The organism is Vibrio sp. 1S139 (assembly GCF_041439475.1).
In the GTDB taxonomy this organism is placed as follows: Bacteria; Pseudomonadota; Gammaproteobacteria; order Enterobacterales; family Vibrionaceae; genus Vibrio; species Vibrio crassostreae_C.
The window spans coordinates 24,763-44,740 of sequence record NZ_JBGOOD010000024.1 but is presented as its reverse complement, the minus strand read 5'-3'; the positions used below and the strand labels follow the sequence as shown (position 1 = coordinate 44,740).

Annotated in this window: 19 protein-coding genes; 6 read left to right on the top strand and 13 right to left on the bottom strand. The window is 44.0% G+C overall.

The window, feature by feature from the left end:
- Positions 1-75 precede the first annotated feature (75 nt).
- Both ACED46_RS10260 and ACED46_RS10255 read right to left on the bottom strand, forming a co-directional pair.
- The gene (locus ACED46_RS10260; protein WP_017059918.1) at positions 76-834 is read right to left on the bottom strand and encodes a YggN family protein; all 759 of its coding nucleotides are present in this window, start codon (positions 832-834) and stop codon (positions 76-78) included.
- A gap of 88 nt (positions 835-922) precedes the next feature.
- Complete coding sequence (locus tag ACED46_RS10255; RefSeq protein ID WP_371721384.1) at positions 923-1,396, bottom strand: GreA/GreB family elongation factor; 474 nt, start codon at positions 1,394-1,396, stop codon at positions 923-925.
- A 145-nt stretch (positions 1,397-1,541) separates the two neighbouring features.
- Here ACED46_RS10255 and ACED46_RS10250 point away from each other — a divergent pair, with 145 nt between their 5' ends.
- A complete protein-coding gene (locus ACED46_RS10250; protein ID WP_371721383.1) occupies positions 1,542-3,476 on the top strand; it encodes an ATP-dependent DNA helicase RecQ in 1,935 nt (644 codons plus the stop codon).
- A 64-nt stretch (positions 3,477-3,540) separates the two neighbouring features.
- Here ACED46_RS10250 and dinB read toward each other — a convergent pair whose 3' ends face one another.
- Positions 3,541-4,617, bottom strand: a complete 1,077-nt coding sequence (gene dinB / locus ACED46_RS10245; protein WP_029235195.1) for a DNA polymerase IV — start codon at positions 4,615-4,617, stop codon at positions 3,541-3,543.
- A gap of 162 nt (positions 4,618-4,779) precedes the next feature.
- Here dinB and ACED46_RS10240 point away from each other — a divergent pair, with 162 nt between their 5' ends.
- Complete coding sequence (locus tag ACED46_RS10240; protein WP_371721382.1) at positions 4,780-6,018, top strand: response regulator; 1,239 nt, start codon at positions 4,780-4,782, stop codon at positions 6,016-6,018.
- Positions 6,019-6,153: 135 nt separating this feature from the next.
- On the opposite strand, the gene nqrM is transcribed toward ACED46_RS10240, so the two are convergent.
- The 9 genes from nqrM to bolA all read right to left on the bottom strand — a co-directional run bounded on the left by nqrM (position 6,154) and on the right by bolA (position 14,273).
- On the bottom strand, positions 6,154-6,408 hold the full coding sequence (gene nqrM, locus ACED46_RS10235; RefSeq protein WP_009848378.1) for a (Na+)-NQR maturation NqrM: 255 nt from the start codon (positions 6,406-6,408) through the stop codon (positions 6,154-6,156).
- A 16-nt stretch (positions 6,409-6,424) separates the two neighbouring features.
- Positions 6,425-7,429, bottom strand: coding sequence for an FAD:protein FMN transferase (locus ACED46_RS10230; protein WP_017059913.1), 1,005 nt, complete (start codon positions 7,427-7,429; stop codon positions 6,425-6,427).
- Positions 7,430-7,603: 174 nt separating this feature from the next.
- The gene (nqrF, locus tag ACED46_RS10225) at positions 7,604-8,830 is read right to left on the bottom strand and encodes an NADH:ubiquinone reductase (Na(+)-transporting) subunit F (protein WP_017059912.1); all 1,227 of its coding nucleotides are present in this window, start codon (positions 8,828-8,830) and stop codon (positions 7,604-7,606) included.
- 29 nt (positions 8,831-8,859) lie between these two features.
- On the bottom strand, positions 8,860-9,456 hold the full coding sequence (gene nqrE, locus ACED46_RS10220; RefSeq protein WP_009848375.1) for an NADH:ubiquinone reductase (Na(+)-transporting) subunit E: 597 nt from the start codon (positions 9,454-9,456) through the stop codon (positions 8,860-8,862).
- Positions 9,457-9,463: 7 nt separating this feature from the next.
- A complete protein-coding gene (locus tag ACED46_RS10215; protein ID WP_008223083.1) occupies positions 9,464-10,096 on the bottom strand; it encodes an NADH:ubiquinone reductase (Na(+)-transporting) subunit D in 633 nt (210 codons plus the stop codon).
- Entirely contained in the window at positions 10,096-10,863 is a 768-nt protein-coding gene (locus tag ACED46_RS10210; protein WP_004735209.1) for a Na(+)-translocating NADH-quinone reductase subunit C, read from the bottom strand. The genes ACED46_RS10215 and ACED46_RS10210 overlap by 1 nt, the downstream gene beginning before the upstream one ends.
- On the bottom strand, positions 10,853-12,097 hold the full coding sequence (locus tag ACED46_RS10205) for an NADH:ubiquinone reductase (Na(+)-transporting) subunit B (protein ID WP_010439046.1): 1,245 nt from the start codon (positions 12,095-12,097) through the stop codon (positions 10,853-10,855). The genes ACED46_RS10210 and ACED46_RS10205 overlap by 11 nt, the downstream gene beginning before the upstream one ends.
- Before the next feature lie 5 nt (positions 12,098-12,102).
- On the bottom strand, positions 12,103-13,443 hold the full coding sequence (locus ACED46_RS10200; protein ID WP_032545690.1) for a Na(+)-translocating NADH-quinone reductase subunit A: 1,341 nt from the start codon (positions 13,441-13,443) through the stop codon (positions 12,103-12,105).
- Between the two features lie 521 nt (positions 13,444-13,964).
- Positions 13,965-14,273 carry a transcriptional regulator BolA gene (gene bolA, locus ACED46_RS10195; protein ID WP_017064186.1) on the bottom strand — a complete coding sequence of 103 codons (309 nt, stop codon included), beginning with the start codon at positions 14,271-14,273 and terminating at the stop codon, positions 13,965-13,967.
- A gap of 174 nt (positions 14,274-14,447) precedes the next feature.
- Here bolA and ACED46_RS10190 point away from each other — a divergent pair, with 174 nt between their 5' ends.
- The 4 genes from ACED46_RS10190 to ACED46_RS10175 all read left to right on the top strand — a co-directional run bounded on the left by ACED46_RS10190 (position 14,448) and on the right by ACED46_RS10175 (position 18,195).
- A complete protein-coding gene (locus tag ACED46_RS10190) occupies positions 14,448-15,599 on the top strand; it encodes a methyltransferase (protein WP_017068516.1) in 1,152 nt (383 codons plus the stop codon).
- 66 nt (positions 15,600-15,665) lie between these two features.
- Positions 15,666-16,235, top strand: a complete 570-nt coding sequence (locus ACED46_RS10185; protein WP_017059907.1) for a YajG family lipoprotein — start codon at positions 15,666-15,668, stop codon at positions 16,233-16,235.
- Complete coding sequence (locus ACED46_RS10180) at positions 16,235-16,783, top strand: peptidylprolyl isomerase (RefSeq protein ID WP_017059906.1); 549 nt, start codon at positions 16,235-16,237, stop codon at positions 16,781-16,783. The genes ACED46_RS10185 and ACED46_RS10180 overlap by 1 nt, the downstream gene beginning before the upstream one ends.
- 53 nt (positions 16,784-16,836) lie before the next feature.
- On the top strand, positions 16,837-18,195 hold the full coding sequence (locus tag ACED46_RS10175) for an MFS transporter (RefSeq protein ID WP_371721381.1): 1,359 nt from the start codon (positions 16,837-16,839) through the stop codon (positions 18,193-18,195).
- Positions 18,196-18,261: 66 nt separating this feature from the next.
- Here the strand turns inward: ACED46_RS10175 and ACED46_RS10170 are convergent, their stop codons facing one another.
- Positions 18,262-19,608 carry a DUF4397 domain-containing protein gene (locus ACED46_RS10170; RefSeq protein WP_371721380.1) on the bottom strand — a complete coding sequence of 449 codons (1,347 nt, stop codon included), beginning with the start codon at positions 19,606-19,608 and terminating at the stop codon, positions 18,262-18,264.
- Positions 19,609-19,978 lie beyond the last annotated feature (370 nt).

Sequence of the window (19,978 nt, the reverse complement as noted above, 5' to 3'; positions counted from 1 at the left end):
CTCGCCGTGTGGTTCCATTTATACAAACAAAAAGAGCACCGACCGGTGCTCTTACTATTCATCACTAGACTCGAATTAAATTGTGAAGACTTGGTAATCTTTTAAGTTCGGAATGATTTCATGCAGTTCTTGCTCTTGTTCTGCCATCTCATCAAGTGAATCACAGAACTCATTCGCTTCCTCCTGTACTTGTTGAGAGTGTTCTTTCATTCGCTCTTCAACTTTCAGCTTTAATTCAGCCATACTGTCAGCCAGTTCAGTCAGGTTTAGGCCACCGTCTTGTTTCATTTTTTCTGACATCGCATTAAAAGCGCTAGAGATAAATTCTTGGTTAAAGATTTCTTTCGCCTTCTCGAAATCTTCAGACCAGCCATTGGCCATCGAATCAAAGCTTTCTGCAGGCAACACTAATTCGCCATCTTTGTAATAACGCGCTTCCAGTTCTGCAAAGTAGGTTTTCATTGATTCTTTTACATTATCAAATGACTCAGGTGAATCCAGGCTAGCCGCGATATCATCAATCACGTCATTGGCTAACGCTAAGCTATCGTTGGCCATTTGTTTCGCTCGAGGTAAGTACTCACTCATGTTTTCGCGATATTTCTCAATCGCCGCTTGTTGGTCGGCATCAAGCTCAACCTTCTCACCATGAATATAGAGGTCGTTGTTATCATCAAAAACGGCCGTATCACCATTCACTTGATGGATTTCGACTTTTTGGTCATCAATTCGTAGTTCATTCTTCAAATCAACTCGACACTGAGCAGCAAACGTTGGCAAGCTCACAACAGCGATAACCGCTGTTAGTGATGCAATTAATACATTGTTTTTCATAACATCCTCTCATCAATCTGACAGATTACTATACCCTTGGTATATGCTCCTTTGTCAGAGAAACGTTTTATATCTATTAGTCAGTTAGTTAGTCGATAGAGATAACTTCGTAGCAAAACTGTTTATCTGCGACCTTAAACTCAATCTCATCACCAACTTCTTTACCCATTAGAGCCTGGCCAAAAGGTGCATTTGCCGTCACGATGGCAATCTCATTCTCATTCCACGTGACAGAAAGTCCGCCGACTCTCGGCCCCATAAAAAAGTGTTTATATTGATCATGCTCGTCAATGACCACAACGTAACTGCTCACCGTAACCTTCTCACTATCACGCAACACTAAGTTACGATAACACTGAATATCGTCTTCACACTCTTGTACCCTCACCACTTGACCATGGGCGAGATACGAAGCTTCTAATGCCAATGTATCGTACTTATGTTCAAGCACTGTCTCTTCATCTGTCGCAGCATCAATAGCGCGTTGAGTAGCAGATTGTGCGATACGTAATCGGGATTCAAGTTGCTCTATGATTATTTGGCGAAGCTCAGACTTATTCATACTATTGGGGTGCTTTTCTATAGGAGCTACAGAATAGAATTAGGTACAATCAGGTGCAAGACATTTGATTCATCAAGCGACGCTATCATGAATGGGCGCCCGCTTTAGCATCAATACGACACTTAATAACTCAGGTAGAACATAAATGATTGAGCAGAAGCTAAAACAAGTATTCGGATTCGACTCACTGCGCAATGGGCAAAAGCAAGTCATTGATAACGTTCTATCTGGTCACTCGACTGCCGCGATATTCCCGACAGGCTCAGGTAAATCGCTGTGCTATCAATTACCAGCATTAGAGTTACCGCACTTAACCTTGGTGATATCGCCACTGTTAGCCTTGATGAAAGACCAACTCGCTTTCCTGCACAGTAAAGGCATTAGCGCAGCGGCAATCGAATCAAACCAAGACCGACAAACCACACAACAGGTTATGCAGTCAGTGCGTAACGGTGACACCAAGATCCTCATGATCTCCGTCGAGCGCTTGAAGAACGAACGCTTTCGTCAGTTTATCTCCCAAGTGTCGATCTCACTGCTTGTGGTCGATGAAGCGCACTGTATTTCAGAATGGGGACACAACTTCAGACCCGACTACCTGAAGCTTTCTCAATACCAAAAACAGCTCAATATTCCTCAGGTTCTACTACTGACAGCCACTGCGACTACAGCGGTTATCCAAGATATGAAGTCAAAGTTTGAAATTGATGAGGAGCGCGTTGTGGTTACGGGTTTCTATCGTCAAAATCTCGATCTGTCGATTCAACCTTGTGAACAAACCAGTAAGCTAGAAACCTTGTGCAATGTGGTTAACCAAGCTTCTCTCGCTCCGACTATTGTTTATGTCACCCTTCAACAAACGGCAGAGATGGTGGCTCAGCAGCTTCGCAATGCTGGCGTTAATGCAGTGGCTTACCATGCGGGTCTTAAGCCTGAAAATAGAGATGCTATTCAACACCAATTCATGAATGATGACGTGAGCTGTATCGTCGCAACTATCGCGTTTGGTATGGGCGTGGATAAGTCCAACATTCGCCGAGTGATTCACTTTGACTTACCAAAATCGATCGAAAACTACTCACAAGAGATCGGCAGAGCTGGTCGAGATGGGCAAGCGTCTGAATGTATTTTACTGGCTAACAAACACGGTTTAAGCACACTCGAGAACTTCGTTTTTGGTGATACGCCAGACAACATATCGATCCAAGCGGTATTAAAAGAGATCTACGAAAATCAAAACATTGGCGCTTCTGGCTCGAATCAATGGGAGATCATGCTTAATCAACTATCACGTGAATCCAACATTCGTCAGTTACCGCTAAAAACACTACTGGTGTATCTCGAAATTGAAGGTGTGATTGAGCCCAAGTACAGCTACTTCGCAGACTACAAATTTAAGTTCATTCGTCCGAAACAGCAGATCACAGAGCAATTTCAAAGTGAACGTCGTCAATTTGTCGAAGCGATTTTCCAATGCTCTCCTCAAGCAAGAGTGTGGTGCCAAGTCGACTTCGATGCGCTTTGGACACACTTCCAAGCCGATCGTCAGCGTGTGATTGCGGCTATCGACTACTTCAATGAACAAGGTTGGATTGAACTAGAAAGCAAGCAGATCACCGATGTCTACGCGATCCACAATACTTCTGAAGATATGATGCAACTGTCAGAGCGTCTAACTGAGTTGTTTAAAGCAAAAGAAAACAGCGAGATAAACCGCCTTAACCAAATGCTGAATTTCTTTGAGGCGGATACTTGCCTAAGCTCACGCCTTGCGAGTTATTTTGCCGATGATAAAGCACCAACAAACTGCGGTCACTGCTCTGTATGTCGAGGAGAAGTGGCAATCTTACCAACCGTTGATGTTGAACCTATCGATGATGAGACGGTGATGACATGGATACATGAGTTTATTTCGGCTAGCCAACAACTGATTACCGACGAGGCAATTACTCGCTTCTTATGTGGAATCGCCACCCCGCTTTCAACCAAACTCAAAGCCAGTAAAATGGTCGGTTACGGCAAGCTAGAGCAGCAACCGTTCAGTGATACCTTAGCGCGAGTAAAACAACTTCCTAGGTAATTCTTACTTATAAAAAACCGACTAGGCTATGAAGCGTAGTCGGTATTCATCTCACTCATTATCTTTAAAAGAAGCTCAACTGACGCATTTGGTCTTTAGGTTGCAGCATTACGCTTAAACCAAGCAGGCGTATTTCTCGCCCCTGTTGTCTTTTCAGTATTTCACTAAGCAGCTCTTTGAAGTGTTCACGATCGAGAGAGGCATGGATGTGTTCAATCGTGGTTTGTTGAAAGTCGGCGAACTTGAGCTTAATGCCCTGCTTGATGATCGCTTTGCTTGGGCTAGCCTTTTCTAAGCGAGTCTCGAGTTCAGGAAATAGCTTATCTTCGATTACCTGCCAACATTCTGCGTAGCTTGAAATGTTTTGGGTAAAGGTGCGCTCTACACCTACCGATTTTCGCTCGCGCTCGATGATAACTTCTCGATCATCAATGCCATGACTGCGCTTCCAGAGTGATGCACCTTGACGGCCAAACTTGAGTAGCAGGTCTCGATAGTCAGACTCTTTGATATCCTTACAAGTAAAGAAACCCGCTTGGTGCAGCTTTTCTATGCTCACTTTGCCGACACCGGGAATCTTTTCAAGTGGTAGCTCATCGATCACTGATTGCACGTCTTGTGGAGGGATAACAAACTGACCATTGGGCTTATTCAGATCTGAGGCCACTTTCGCCAAGAATTTAATCGGTGCAATTCCTGCAGAAGCTGTCAGGTTCAGTTCGTTCCAAATATCACGGCGAATAGACTCGGCAATAAGTGTTGCTGAACCGTGACACCGCTTAGAATCGGTGACATCAAGGAAAGCTTCATCCAAGGAAAGTGGTTCAATGATTGATGTGTATCGAGAGAAGATTTCACGGATCTTTTTAGATATCTCGACATAGACCGACATTCTTCCCGGCACAACCAATAGATTAGGACAAAGCTGTAGGGCCTTTCCGGTAGGCATTGCAGAGCGAACACCAAACTTGCGGGCTTCATAATTACAGGTGCTCAAAACGCCGCGTTGCTTTTCATGCCCACCAACAGCTAACGGGCGATTTCGGTAAGCAGGGTTATCACGCATTTCTACAGCCGCGTAAAAACAATCCATATCGACATGGATTATTTTTCTGACTTTCTCTTGGTCCGAACTGCACATTTGGAAATAACTCAACCTTACAACTGTATCTATGAACAGTATAATCAATTATTCTCAGATTTAAAATGATCTGGAGTCCAGCTCAACAGGTTTCACTTCATTCGCCGCCCACTATTCTGATAGTATTGTTAGGAGTATTTAGTCTATAAGTAGGGATAGCTTTTGAGTGAAAAAATACTAGTGGTAGAGGATAGTCGCGCATTCAGAAACTATCTTTACCAACAATTTAAGAACGATGGCTATGAAGTTGCGTTGGCGGAATCTGTAGAAGAAGCCAAAGCGATCTTAGAGCAAGAAACGGATTTCTTGTGTGCAGTCCTCGACTACTGTTTACCTGACGGCCAAGACGGCAAGATCATTGACCTCGTCTTAGGCTATCAACAGAAAATCATTGTCCTGACCGGGATGTTCGACAATCAACTGCGAGAGCAAGTCCTAGCCAAAGGCGTTATCGATTACATACTTAAAGACAGTATGTCATCAGTAAGCTACCTACTTCCCCTGGTTCAAAGAATTTCGAATAATCGCCATCACAAAGCATTGGTTGTCGATGATTCAGCGGTCGTTCGCCGTTACATAGCTCAACTTCTAGAACACCAATATATCCAAACTATCCAAGCCGAAGATGGCGAACAAGCATTAAAGCTCCTTCATAACGCTCCCGATATTACGTTCGTTGTTACAGACCATGATATGCCGAAGAAAGACGGTATAGCGATGATCCGTGAGATACGACGCGATCACGACAGAAACCAGTTGGCTATTCTAGGGTTATCAGGCAGCGATGATCGCACCATGACAGCTCGATTCCTTAAAGCGGGGGCTAACGACTTCCTTTACAAGCCTTTTAACCAAGAAGAATTTTTTTGCCGTATCCATCAACTGCTTGATATGAAAGAAGCGGCCAACGAGCTATTTCGACATGCCAACGAGGATGCTCTTACTGGCTTATGGAACCGTCGTTACCTGTTCAATCAAACATGTAAAGGTTGTGAGCAGCGCAGTATAGCCATGATGGATATCGACTTCTTCAAGAAAGTGAACGACACCTACGGTCACGATGGTGGTGATGCAGTCCTCGTGGAAGTCGGCAAGATCATCAAAGACCATTTTAAAGATGATGTTGCTGTACGCTTCGGTGGCGAAGAATTTTGTATTCAGTCGTGTGGTTCGTTTGAGAGCTTTGTTGACAACTTAGAGTCCATGAGAGAAGCCATTGAAAGCCATGTTGTTAAGCATGACTCTCAAAGAATCAAGGTCAGTATCAGTATCGGCGTAACCGATTTAGACGCGAAGCTAGATGAGCAGATCAAAGCCGCTGATGAGCTTCTTTATACGGCAAAAGAGCAAGGTAGAAACCAACTAGTGTTTGCGCGTAACAGCATGCAAATCGAACAATAGTCATTCGCCTCTGTTTCCATTTTTGGTATACCAAGATTAATTGCTAGACCTCAAAACTAAAAAAGCTCAAGACGATAATCTTGAGCTTTTCAATTTGAGGGCATAGATAACTCTATCCCCTATGACTGTCACCAATTAAGCGATACGGTCTTTACTCCAAGCCGCTTCTTTTTGTTGACGCTCAGCCAGCTTCTCTTCACGGTAAGCTTCACGTGCTTCACGCTTCTTACGCGCGTCACAAGGTTCAGGGCAGTTACATACTTTATCAATACCAACAGCACCCAAACCGCCACAGCTACCTTTCACAACTTTCTTTTGGATAATGTAGCCAATTGACATCGCTGCGATTACTGCAAGAAAAACACCAAATGTAATCAGAAATGTATTCATAATTATCTCGCTTACCTTATTTACCTAAGTATGGCTTAAATGCTTCAGAAGCAATTTCTTTAAAGCCATCTGCTGTTTTTACCACCATGAACACTGGGATGTTATGTTGGTTTGCGACTTCCATTCCTTTTTCCTCACCTAAGACCATAAGGCCCGTAGATAAGCCGTCTGCAGTCATTGAAGACGGGTTTAAAACAGTCACAGAAACCACTTTATGGTGAAGAGGCTTTCCTGTTTCAGGGTTGATGATGTGTGAGTAACGAACACCATCACGTTCAAAATAGTTACGGTAATCACCAGAGGTTGCGATAGCCATATCACCCGGCTCGATGATCTCTTGGATATTACGCTCATCAACGCTTGGTTTCTCAATCGCGATACGCCAGCCCACGTTCTCACGGTTTAAACCTTTCAGACGAATTTCGCCACCGACTTCAACCATGTAGTTGTGAATACCGATAGAATCAAGGTAGTCAGCGACGACGTCAACACCCCAACCTTTTGCAATCGTGGATAGATCGACATACAGGTTAGGTAGGTCTTTCTTCAACATGTTGCCTTCAACACTAAGATGATGGATACCAATCTTAGCCTTGCGAGCCGCCAGCTCTTCATCTGATGGCACAACTTCAGGACGAGCTTCAGGACCAAAACCCCATAAGTTAACTAACGGACCAACCGTTACATCCAGAGCTCCTTCAGTAAGACCGTTCAAACGAATCGCTTCTTTCACAACCGTCGCTGTTTGCTCAGATACTTCGAACGCATCCGCACCTTTATGCTGGTTGAAACGGCTTAATTCGGAATCTTCACGGTAAGTCGACATCTGGTCGTTTACTTCTTCAAGTAGACGATCGATCTCTGTATGAACTTCATTAGACTCAGGAAATTCATCACCATTGATGTATTTAATATTGTAACTCGTGCCCATCGTTGGGCCACTCAAATGCACTTGCTCTCTTGACTGCTCACAGCCCGCAAGAAAAATCAAAGAAGTTAATGCAACAAGCCAAATTCTCACTTGCTTACTCCTGTCTAATGTTGAGGATTTATATAAGGAAAAATAAGAGTAAAAAATAGGTATTTTGAATGCCTTACTCTTTCTTATATAAGCCAGTATGTTGTCAAAAGCTGTCTTAGAAAAACAAATGGCTGACTCGTAGGAGTCAGCCATAATATCAATCACTTAAGTGGATTAACCACCGAAGTCATCTAGTAGGATGTTTTCATCTTCTACACCAAGATCTTTCAGCATGCCGATAACAGCAGCGTTCATCATCGGTGGACCACACATGTAGTACTCACAATCTTCAGGAGCTTCGTGATCCTTCAGGTAGTTTTCGTACAGTACGTTGTGGATGAAACCAGTGTAACCGTCCCAGTTGTCCTCTGGTTGAGGATCAGACAGTGCACAGTGCCACACGAAGTTTTCGTTTGCAGCCGCTAGGCCATCGAAATCTTCAATGTAGAACATCTCACGCTTAGAACGCGCGCCATACCAGTAAGACATCTTACGAGTAGACTTAAGACGCTTAAGTTGGTCGAAGATATGAGAACGCATAGGCGCCATACCTGCACCACCACCGATGAATACCATTTCATTGTCTGTGTCTTTAGCAAAGAACTCACCAAATGGACCAGAAATAGTACATTTGTCGCCTTCTTTAAGAGACCAGATGTATGAAGACATCACACCAGGAGCAACATCAGGGTTGTTTGGCGGCGGAGTCGCGATACGAACGTTCAACTTGATGATACCTTTCTCTTCTGGGTATGAAGCCATTGAGTAAGCACGGATTGAATGTTCTTTAACGATAGACTCGTAACGGAATAGGTTGAACTTATCCCAGTCACCACGGTATTCCTCAGGAATATCGTAATCTGCGTATTTCACGTGATGTGGTTCAGCTTCAATCTGAATGTAACCACCCGCGCGGAACGGAACTTCTTCACCTTCAGGGATCGCTAGAGCAAGTTCTTTGATGAAAGTAGCTTCGTTGTTATTCGAGATAACAGTACATTCCCACTTTTTAACACCAAAGATATCTTCGTCTAGTTCAATCTCCATGTCAGTTTTCATAGCAACTTGACATGCAAGACGTTCGCCTTCGCGAGCTTCACCTTTTGTGATGTGATCAAGTTCAGTTGGAAGGATGTCGCCACCACCAGACTTAACTTTTACACGACACTGACCACAAGAGCCACCGCCACCACAAGCAGAAGATACGAAGATACCAGCGCCAGCCAGGGCACCAAGTAGCTTGCTACCAGGTTGAGTAACGATCGCCTTTTCAGGGTCGCCGTTTACTGAAATAGTGATGTCACCTGATGGTACTAACTTAGACTTAGCGAAAAGAATCACTAGTACTAGAGCCAGTACAATAATGGTAAACATCGCTACGCCAAGAATAATACTAAACATTTGTTATTCCTTATTACTGGGTGCTTACCCTACAGTTGAACACCAGAGAAAGACATAAAGCCTAACGCCATCAGACCAACAGTAATGAACGTGATACCAAGGCCACGAAGACCTGGAGGTACGTCAGAGTACTTCATCTTCTCACGGATACCCGCAAGAGCAACGATAGCTAACATCCAACCCACACCAGAACCGAAGCCGTAAACAACAGATTCAGCAAAGTTGTAGTCACGAGTTACCATGAAAGATACACCACCAAAGATTGCACAGTTAACTGTGATCAGTGGAAGGAAGATACCTAGTGCGTTGTACAAAGGTGGGAAGAAACGGTCTAGAACCATCTCTAGGATTTGTACAAGTGCCGCGATAACACCGATGAATGCGATGAAGTTAAGGAAACTTAAATCGACACCTTCAACAAGCGCGTTTTCTTTCAGGATGTGTGTGTAAACAAGGTTGTTTACAGGAACAGCGATTGTAAGTACTACAACTACCGCAACACCAAGACCAAAAGAAGTTTTAACTTTCTTAGATACCGCTAGGAATGTACACATACCTAGGAAGAACGAAAGCGCCATGTTTTCGATGAAAATCGATTTAACTAGCAGACTAATATAATGTTCCATGACTACCTTACCCCTTCGCTTCTACTTGTTCTGGTTTGAACACACGAATTGCCCAAATCAAGAAACCAATTAGGAAGAATGCAGAAGGTGCTAGAAGCATCAAGCCGTTTGGCTGATACCAACCACCGTTGCTCACTAGAGGTAGTACTTCCATACCAAATAGTTTGCCAGAGCCTAGAAGCTCACGGAAGAAACCAACAGTGATAAGAACGAAACCGTAACCAAGACCGTTACCAAGACCATCGATTAGAGATGGGATTGGCGCAGACTTCATTGCGAATGCTTCAGCACGACCCATTACAATACAGTTAGTAATGATTAGGCCTACGAATACAGATAGCTGCTTAGAGATATCGTATAGGTATGCTTTAAGCACTTGGTCTACCACGATTACTAGTGATGCGATAATTGCCATCTGAACGATGATACGCACACTGTTAGGAATGTGGTTACGGATCAAAGAAACGAAGAAGTTAGACAGAGCAGTAACGAACATTACCGCGATAGTCATAACAAATGCTGTTTCTAGCTTAGTGGTTACCGCAAGAGCAGAACACACACCAAGAACCTGTAGCGCAATTGGGTTGTTGTCCAACACCGGCGCTAAGATGCTCTTTTTAATTTCTTTTGCACTAGACATTAGTTCAGACCTCCGTCACGAACTTTTGCTAGGAACGGACCAAAGCCCATATCACCTAACCAGAAGTCAAATGTATGTTGAACACCAACGCTAGTCAGTGTTGCACCAGAAAGGCCATCTACACCGTGCTCAGAACCTTGAGGAGCGCCACCTTTAACAACCTGAATAGCAGGTTTGTGGTTTTCGTCGAATAATTTCTTACCAACGAATTGAGCACGCCAAGTTGGGTTCTCAACTTCACCACCAAGTCCAGGAGTTTCACCTTGCTCGTAGTAAGTGATACCAGAAACTGTGTTGCCATCGGTTTCTACCGCAACGAATGCGTACATCATTGACCATAGACCGTTACCGTGAACAGGGATGATAACTTTAGAAGTTTCAGCGCCATCTTTCACTAGGTATACAGTACCCGTATTAGCACGACGAATGATCTTAGCGATGTCATCTTCAGCTGAAAGCTTGATTGACTGAGCTGGATCTTTTGCCGCTTTACGTTGGTCGTATGCAGCAGCGTCGCCGTCAACGAAATCGCCAGTAGCGAAATCAACTAGACGAGGTTCAATGTTCTCTGCGTACAGTGCTGGAATATTACCCGCAAGTTCAATGCCCGCAACTTCAAGGATCTTAGTTTGCTGATCCAGAACTGCGTTAGCTTGTTGCTTAGGTTTAAGAACAACTGCAGCTGTTGAAACGATGATTGAGCACACTAAGCTCAATGCGATAACAACAAACAGCGTCTTTTTAATGCTATCGTTATTACTTGCCATAGCGCGCTAGTCTCCGCTTAATGTTCTTCTCGATTACAACGTGGTCAAACAGAGGAGCAAATAGGTTTGCGAATAGGATCGCAAGCATCATGCCTTCTGGGTATGCAGGGTTAACTACACGAATCATTACACACATTGCGCCGATTAGGATGCCGTACCACCACTTACCACCATTGGTAAATGACGCTGATACAGGGTCTGTTGCCATGAAGAACATACCAAATGCGAAGCCACCTAGAACTAGGTGCCAGTGCCAAGGCATGCTGAACATTGCGTTAGTGTCAGAACCGATCACATTAAACAATGTTGATACAGCAATCATACCGATCATAACACCAGCAATGATGCGCCATGAAGCAATGCCCATGTATACGATCATTGCAGCACCGATCATAAGTGCAAGCGTTGATACTTCACCGATAGAACCTGGAATGTTACCAATGAATGCGTCCATCCAAGTGATCGTCTCACCAGATACCGTGTTCATTAGAGCGCTACCACCGCCTTGAGCCCATTGGCTAAGCGCTGTTGCACCAGAGAAACCATCAGCTGCAGTCCAAACTACGTCACCAGAAATCTGAGCAGGGTATGCAAAGAATAGGAACGCACGGCCAGCAAGTGCAGGGTTTAGGAAGTTACGACCCGTACCACCAAAAATCTCTTTAGCAACAACAACACCGAAGGTAATACCTAGTGCAGCTTGCCATAGAGGAAGTGTTGGCGGAACAATAAGCGCGAACAAGATAGAAGTAACAAAGAAACCTTCGTTAACTTCGTGCTTACGCACCATACAGAACAGTACTTCCCAGAAACCACCAACGATAAAGACCGTCGCGTAGATAGGTAAGAAGTAAGTCGCACCCAAGAGCATCTTACTGCCCCAACCTGCATCGGCTCCTAAGGAGGCTCCAAGCATTTCGGTTAGCCAGTAGTGCCAGTTACCATCAATGATAGAAACTAGTTCTGCACCTGAATACATGTGGTTTAGTGCTGCAATAGCTTGACCACCTGCGTTGTACATACCCCAGAACATTGCTGGGAATACCGCAAGCCAAACCATGATCATGATACGTTTTAAGTCAACGCTATCACGGACATGCGAGCTTTTCTTTGTAACTGTACCTGGTGTGTAGAAAAGTGTTGCTGCAGCTTCGTAAAGCGCAAACCACGTTTCGTGTTTACCACCTGGTTCAAAATGATGCTCGATGTCTTCAATAAACTTTTTAAGGCCCATGAAAATTACCCTTCCTTCACAATTGTATCTAGGCATTCACGAAGTAACTGACCGTACTCGTACTTACCAGGACATACAAAGGTACACAGTGCTAAATCTTCTTCATCTAGCTCTAGCGCACCAAGTGCTTGTGCACTATCAACGTCGCCAGCACATAGATCGCGAAGCAGCAAAGTAGGCTCCATATCTAATGGCATTACTTTCTCGTAGTTACCAATTGGAACCATAGAGCGATCACTACCGTTTGTTGTCGTTGTCATGTTGAACAACTGACCTTTAAACACGTGACCAAGGAATGAACGAGTAACAGAGAACTTGTTCTTACCAGGCATAGCCCAGCCAAATAGCTCTTTATCACGACCTTCACGAAGAACCGAAACCTGTTGATGGTAACGGCCAAGGTAAGCATGTGGACCTGAAGCGTGAACACCAGATAATACTGAACCTGAGATCAGGCGAACTTCACCTGGCATCAACTCGCTGTCCGTCAACTCTTCAAGGCTAGCACCAATTTGAGTACGAACTAGGCGTGGGTTATTAACTACTGGACCAGCCAGAGAAACAACACGCTCAGAGTAAATCTCACCAGTAAGGAACAACTTACCGAATGCGATAACGTCTTGGTAGTTAATGCTCCACGCTACATTTTGTGCATTTACCGGGTATAGGTAATGCATATGCGTGCCTGCAAGACCTGCAGGGTGTGGGCCATCAAAAACATGTTCTTCAACGTTAGACTGAGCTGAACGAGGTAAGCTAGTACCTTTTTTACAAACGTACACTTTACCGTTAGTCAGAGTTGAAAGAAGATCTAAACCAGCAACGAAAGCATCAGACTGCTCGTTAATGATTAATTCTGGCTCAGCTGCTAGCGGATTAGTATCCATAGCAGTAACGAAAATAGCCTGAGTTTCAGAATCAACTGCTGGAACCTTGCTGAACGGACGAGTTCGCAAAGCGGTCCATGCGCCAGACTCAACTAACTGAGCTTTAACCGTTTCACGGTCAAGACTTGCTAGTTGGTTAGCTTCATAGCTATTGAACGTAATTTGCTCATTGCCTGCTACTTCAATCACTACTGATTGAAGAACACGCTTAGCACCACGGTTCACTTCAATAACTTTACCGCTTGCTGGAGAAGTAAATACAACACCTGGGTTCTTTTTATCTGCAAAAAGAACTTGGCCTTTCTTCACTTCATCACCAACGCGAGCATGCATCGTAGGACGCATACCAACGTACTCTTCGCCAAGCAAGGCGACTTTAGTGATGGACTTACCATCATTAATCACCTGGGATGGAGTTCCTGCGATAGGAAGATCCAAACCCTTCTTTATTGTAATCATACGCACTTGCACTACTTTATCGGGAAAAAGATTCTTTTAATTGCGTAAATTCAGGACGTTTTAAAATCGCCCTTAGACACGACATTACAGTGTCCGGTTTTGGTAAATTTGAGATACCAAAATCGCAACATTACATTAATAAATTCACCACAAAGATTATGTGAGATTTATCAGGTGCCGTATTCTAGCATTTTTTGACAACTTGATGCCATGACCAATAACTTGAATACGGCCTATATTTGGTGAGATTTGAAGCATATGGACTCTAAAATATGTATAAATTTGACGAGCCGCACAGATAAAATGGCTTTTGAAACGTGTTTTAAACAAGAGATTAATACTCTGTCACAAACTATTATTTTACGAGTTATGTTGAAACACTGTTAATAAAAACATTACTCATTGTAGGTATTTTTAGTCGTTCAAATTGCCATCAGCTTGAGTGATATAACAACGAAAAACACATAGGTTTGGCGACAAAAAAGGCGGCATCACCACCTTTTGTCAATATGCTCGCTGTGTTATTTGCCACCACCCATACACATAGGGCTGTCTGGCACGTTATCGAGCTGCTTCATCCATTCATCTTTTGTATAAGTGTGAATGGACAGTGCGTGAATATTATTCGCTAGCTCTTCTGAAAGAGCTTTATTTACCGCTCGATGACGAGCAATAAGACGCAATCCTTCAAACACATCACTGACAACAATCACTTTAAAATGACTCTCAGAACCGGCCGGAACATTGTGCATATAGCTCTCATTAACCACGTTTAAATGACTTGGTGAAAACTCATTGTGCAATTTTGTTTCGATAACTTCTTGGATCATTGTGATTCCTTAATAACGTATTGGCATTATCCGTGGGATGAGTATAAACCCTAAGCGGTCGACTGTCTGAGTATTTGATAGCGAATGGCGTAGGTTTGGTTGAGTTTTTTCTATCTTGTTCAGCCTGCATTTGAGACAATATCTTTGTTATTTCTAACATAAGTATCTCAAGCAATGAAAACCGAACTTACCCTTCACGATAGAACTTTAACCTTACATCGTTTCCCGAAACGTTCAAATGAAACCCTTCAAGCTTGGGATGCGGGCGACGAATACCTGATCAGTCATGTTGAAGAGATGAACCTCGAACCTGGCAAACACATCCTGATCATGAACGACAGCTTCGGTGCCCTATCCGCTTGGTTCTCGAAAGATCATGATGTCACCATGATGAGCGACTCATTTATCTCTCATCGCGGTGCCCTGAAAAACTTGCAGCGCAATCAAAGTAACCGAGTGAACTTCTTGAACACGATGGATGATATCCCACACGGTATCGACCTTGTGATCATGCAGCTGCCAAAAACAAATCGTCACCTAATCTGGCAACTGAGCCAGCTACGCCAAGCATTGCCTGAAGGCTGCCAAGTGATCGGCGTCAACAAGGTAAAAGAGATTCACACCTCTACGCTTAACCTGTTCGAAAAATACCTAGGCGAAACCAAAACATCACTAGCGAAGAAAAAACACCGCTTAGTCTTCTCATCTCCAAACTGCCAGCCAATTCAAACGGTAGAGCCTTTTGTTGAATGGGATGTAGACGGTGAAGATATCCGCCTGAAAAATTTACCAAATGTTTACTCAGGGGAAGCACTCGATCAAGGCGCTCGCTATATGCTAGAGCACATCCCTCAAGATCCTGAGCTACGTCATATCATCGATCTTGGTTGTGGCAACGGTGTATTGAGTGTAAAAGCAGGGCAATTGAACCCACAAGCCCGTATCACCTGTGTGGATGAAAGCTTTATGGCGGTGGAATCGGCGCGCCAAAACGTCAAAGATAACCTTGGTGAAGAAGGCAACTTCCAGTTCATCGCCAACAACTGTTTAGATGGCTTCAAGAAAAACAGCACCTACTTAGTGATGTGTAATCCTCCATTCCATCAGCAACAAGCGATTACGGATCACATTGCGTGGCAAATGTTCTGTGATGCAAAGCATGTTCTAAGCAATGGAGGCAAATTAATTGTTATTGGCAACCGACACCTCGGATACGATGTCAAACTAGCAAGACTATTTGGTGAAGCTAACGTTGAAACGCTTGAACTAAACCAAAAATTTGAGATATTACAAGCAACAAGAGAACCTGCGAATTTTAATAAATAAGCAGAAACGACTTCACAAGAATTTAAGATACCGAGCTTCTGGTGTGAATTTAGAAAGGATAAAGGAATGAAAAAACTGATTTTGGCTGCTTCTATTATGGCTTTGACAGCATGTTCAGCCCCTCAGCAAGAACAGATCAATGTAATGCCAGAAGCTTCACTAAGCTCAAGCAACCTTGTACAAGGCAAAACATACACACTAACCAGTAAAGATGTTCGTGCCGCTCAATATGTTGCATTGGTTGATAGTGGCCGTTCAAACATTCAGCCAATTCACGCTAAGCAAAACATGCGTATCTCTCTAGAAAATGCTGTTGCACAGCAGTTAGAGTCTCAAGGTTTTCGTGCGAGCGTAAACAGTGAAAACTCGATTGTTTTAGAGATTCAAGAAGCACTCGTTACCGTAGAGCACACCATTATGGAAAACAAAATGGACGGTAAAGTAACGCTTGAAGTTACCGCTGAAACGCCTGAAGGCAAACTAGTTAAAACATTCAACGGCACTGCAACACGCACTGGTGCATTGAGTGCATCTAACGACGACATCTCTATGGTTCTTAATGACGTGATCAACTTGGTTCTTACTGAGATCGCTAACGACCAAGAGCTACAAACTTACATGAAGGAACGTTTCTAATGGGTCGTATTTTATCTTCTATCGCATTAATGCTAGTGAGCGTAAGCGTTTGGGCTGGTCCTAAAGTAAACGTGGAAACAACATTAGGCGACTTCACTATTGAGCTTAACCAAGAACAAGCACCGGTTAGCGCGGAGAACTTCCTAAAATACGTGGCAGACGGCAGCTACGAAGGCACTATCTTCCACCGTGTTATTCCTGGCTTTATGGCTCAAGGTGGCGGCTTCGATCAAGAGATGAATCAACAAGCAACTTACGCTCCTATCAAGAATGAAGGCAGCAATGGCTTGAAGAACGATACAGCAACAATCGCGATGGCTCGTACTAATGCGCCAGATTCTGCAACTCGTCAGTTCTTCATTAACTTCTCTGATAATGACTTCTTGAACGCAAAAGGTAGCAACCCAGGCTACGCTGTATTCGGCAAAGTAACTGAAGGTTTTGATGTTGTTCAAAAGATGGCAACGATTCCAACCAAGCGAATGGGCCGCATGTCAGACATACCAGTTGACCCAATCGTCATCACTAAAGTGACCCTTCTTAAGTAATCCAATCTAACGCCCTTATTTCTTAAGGGCGTTTTTCTACACAAGGACGCCCTATGTCATCAGGCACTCCCTCTCTTTCTTGGATGCAGACTTTCCGCAGCTACCTAGATAAACGCCTACTTTGGGTGTTTATGCTCGGCTGTTCGAGTGGCTTCCCATGGGTTCTTATTGGATCCAATATGTCTGGTTGGCTAAAAGATGCAGGTTTAACGCGTGCTGCCATCGGCTACTTTGGCAGTGTGTTTGCCGTGTATGCGATTAACTTTCTATGGGCACCATTGGTAGACCGAGTAAAACTGCCGGTGCTTCACGCAATACTCGGCCAGCGACGCAGTTGGATCTTTTTCTGCCAATCCATTGTTTTAATCGGTACCTTATTCATCGCAGGCGTCAATCCCGCAGAGAACTTGGCGTTTACTTCAATGTTGGCGCTCGCTATTGCCATTGCCTCAGCCACGCAAGACATCGCGATTGATGCATTTCGTATTGATACCTTCCCAAAATCCGAAGCATCAAAACTGCCGCAAGCTTCTGCAATGGCCGTAATTGGTTGGTGGACGGGGTATTCTCTACCAGGCTACCTTGCCTTTATTAACGCAGACTCAATCGGTTGGAATGGCGTGTATTACGGAATGGCAGGCGTCGTTGTCGTACTAATGCTGTTTACTCTTTTTGTCGGAGAGCCAAATACACAACGCGAAGCCCTGCAAGAACAGGCTCAGCAACGCCACAATAAGGTTGTCGGTTCGAAAGTCGTGGCTTGGTTCAGTGTTACCGTGTTAGAACCGTTTTATGACTTCTTCAAACGAAACGGAGTTCAAGTTGCCATCACCCTACTGCTGTTCGTATTCCTATTTAAGATAGGTGAAGCCTTCCTAGGTCGCATGTCGATCACCTTCTATAAAGAGATAGGTTTCAGTAATGAACAGATCGGTCATTACTCCAAGTTAATTGGCTGGGGCGCGACGATATTCTTCACTTTGGTAGGCAGCGTCTTCAATGTAAAATTCGGCATTGTACGCGGACTGATGATTGGCGGTGTTGCCATGGCAGCCAGTAATCTAATGTTTGCATGGATCGCTCAAGCAAGCCCAAGTGAAACACTGTTCTTGGCAACGATTATTGTCGATAACTTCACGACCGCCTTTTCAACAGTAGCTTTTGTCTCTTTCTTAACGTTATTAACTGGGCAGGCCTTTTCTGCAACCCAATATGCATTACTCGCATCCTTGGGTAACTTCGGTCGAACAACACTGGCTTCATTTAGTGGTGAATTGGTCGATTACCTCAATGATTGGTCAACCTTCTTTATACTGACCGCACTTATGGTGATTCCAAGTTTGATCATGCTCTACTCGTTACGCCACTTTTTCACGGATTTATTAGAGAAAGCCAAAACTAACCAAGAATAGAGTCAAAGAAAACAAATAAGAAGAGGGTAGCATTGATCTACCCTCTTCTACGTTCTGTCTTCAGATCTAGTCTGTTGTTTCACTGACAATTAGGTTAAAACCCGTACCCATCGAATCATCAATCGCCACGACTTGATACACCACACCATCAGCTAAGGTTGCGGGCGCAGAGTCGATAGCCACAACTGAAGGCTGACCCGCTACAGTAATCGTCACAAAGTAAGACCCCGCCGCAACATAAATGCCATTCGCATAATCTCTGAATTTCACATCACTTAGCGCCGGAGTGCTACCAGAGATCCCCGCGTTTTCTGTTAAGTAGATATCCACCGATGCCGCAATTGGGTTAGCAGCGGCGTGGGTAATGTTTAACACCGCACTGGTCGCAACCGGACGACGGTTTTCAGGAACTACCAAAGGCTCTAGATTCAGCGGTGTTACGGTCCCTACCGCATAAATGCTGTAATCCATACCGGCAAATACAGCTAGACCATCGACATCGATAAATGTTGGAGACGTTGTTCCCGTTTCGTAAATATCAATGTCATAACTATCTGCTGCTAAATCTAAGAAGCCACGAATCTCTTTAAACAATAAGCCATCAAGAGGTGCAAATTTAGCCGCGTTAACGTAAACATCGACGTCAGGTGCTCCATCAACTAAATGCCCTACTCTTACTTCTGCGGTTTCAGCCATGTCGTAGATTAACGAAGATCCACTACCGTCCATAACCATTAACTTCACAGGTGAGGCGCTATTCGAATCAGCTCTCGGCACAGCGGCAATCGTCAATTCGCTGCCTGCGGGTAAAGTAATCTCCCCTGAGTCGAATGCGATAGCGTTACCGCTGACCGTTTCCAGTCTCACACGGTATTGCCCTGCAGGGATATTAAGAACATCGGTGAAATCTTTGTATGCTAGGGTCCCCAGTGGTGCACCTAGTGGATCAGTCGGTCCTGTCACATACAGGTTTACATCGCCAACACCCGTCGCAGCATGAACCACTTGTACGTCTAGGGTAGAACTCGTTGCGGTCCCTTCAGCAGGACGAGTCACTACTAAGGCCTCCACAGGGTTGTTCGAACCATCAGCGTCACCAACGACCATCACGGTGTAATCTAATTCACCGCTTAAATCGAATTGGCTTGGAGAAATAACAGTAGCAACAGCGTCACCTGGGAGTTGAACATCGACTTGAAGAGTTGTCTGTCCTTGATCTACTGAGGCATATCCGGATGCTTGAGCATAATCGACACCGCTCCAACGAGCCTGACTATTTACTAACACATTAGCCAACGGAGCATCTGGCGATGCATGTACAGCTTGAAGTTGAGTTGTTGGTTCGTCGTCATCATCACACCCAACAATGAACAGGGCTGATATCGCTACCGCGAGTATTGGTGAATATTTCATCGGTCTTCTCTCCAAAAAAGTTAGACCAGTTCGTCACACAAATGATTAGTCCAATAACTAACCTTTAAAAATTGTCTCAAAATCTAGTGCAGTGAACTGTCTTTAATTCTCCGTGATTCAAAAAGTAGCTAGGTTCAAGGTCCTAGTCACTTATCACATGAGTTGTTCATCAATTGATTCCAACATCATTACGCAGTTGGTCAAAAATAGATCAAAGACAAGATTGAAAGGAGGTTTGAATGAGTCATTTTTAAAGAGAAAACGCTTAGAAATGAATACTGTTGATTTTGATATGCATGTCACTCTAATTAGTAGAATCGTTTGCTTAGCACAGTATTTCACCTATTTATCCACAAAATAATCGAGTTTC